Origin of the sequence: Mesorhizobium sp. M7A.F.Ca.AU.001.01.1.1, from assembly GCF_004022735.1 — a bacterium.
GTDB classification, from domain to species: Bacteria; Pseudomonadota; Alphaproteobacteria; order Rhizobiales; family Rhizobiaceae; genus Mesorhizobium; species Mesorhizobium ciceri.
Map to the genome: position 1 here is coordinate 1 of NZ_RZPF01001165.1, position 1,076 is coordinate 1,076.

At 66.0% G+C, this 1,076-nt stretch carries 1 protein-coding gene and 1 pseudogene; one reads left to right on the forward strand and one right to left on the reverse strand.

Annotated features, from left to right (window positions below; translation table 11 throughout):
• A pseudogene (locus EN884_RS36770) lies at positions 1-240 on the forward strand (heavy metal translocating P-type ATPase); the annotation flags it as partial.
• A gap of 61 nt (positions 241-301) precedes the next feature.
• Here the strand turns inward: EN884_RS36770 and EN884_RS36775 are convergent.
• The coding region (locus EN884_RS36775) for an MFS transporter (protein WP_164895453.1) at positions 302-1,076 on the reverse strand (775 nt) is incomplete at its 5' end.

A 1,076-nucleotide genomic window follows, 5' to 3' on the forward strand; every position in this document is an offset into this window, starting at 1 on the left:
GTCCATGACGCGGCGATCCTGCACGGCCGCGTCATGGACGTCGCGCGTATGGTGAAACTGTCGCGGGCGGTGATGGCCAATATCGGCCAGAACATCACCGTGGCGCTGGGGCTGAAGGCGGTGTTCCTGGTCACCACCATTTTGGGCATCACCGGCCTGTGGCCGGCGATCCTGGCCGATACCGGCGCGACCGTGCTGGTCACCGCCAACGCCATGCGCCTGCTGCGCTGGCGCGGGTGAAGCGCTTTTGGTTGATCACGATCTTTTCGGAAAACCGGCGTCCACTTTTCCGGATCGTGATCTACTCGGCTGGGGCTGTCAGCGGCGGCGTGGCGTTGCTGCGCCCTTCCCAGACATAAGAGGCGAGCGCCACTGCCACGGCGACCAGCATGGCGATGGCGCCCAGCAGCGGCAGGCTGCGGTAGCCATAGCCGCTGTTCAGCATCGCGGCGCCCAACGAAGCGGCCAGCGCGATGCCGACATTGAAGCCGGAGGGAATGAGCGACGAGGCGAGGTTGGAAGCATCTGCCGTCCAGGCCAGGATGCGGGTCTGGATCGGCGTGCCGATGGCGAAGTTGAGACCGCCCCAGATGACGATCGCCACAACCATCGGCAGGGGATAGGGGCTGACGGCATAGATCACGCCAAGCGTCACCGCCTGCAGGGCCAGCATGGTGATCAATGACGGCATCAGCTTCCAGTCGGAGAGCTTGCCGCCGAGGAAGACGCCGAGCGTCGCGCCGACGCCGTTGAGCAGCAGCACCCACGGCACCAGGTTCTCGTCGAGACCGGTGACTTCGAGCAGTGTCGGCGTGATGTAGGTGAACAGGCCGAACTGGCCGATCATCAGCATCAGCATCAGGATCAGCGATGTCCAGACCTGCTGGCGGGCCAGCACGCGGACCTCGCGGGCGAAACCGGCGGGCTTGGCCGATGAGCCGGTGGTGCGCGGCAAAAGGGCTGCCATGGCAAGCGTTGCCGCGACACCCAGCGCGCACATCACCCAGAAAGTCGCACGCCAGCCCCAGATGTTGCCGATCGCGGTGCCGGCCGGCCCGCCGCTGACGTTGGAGACG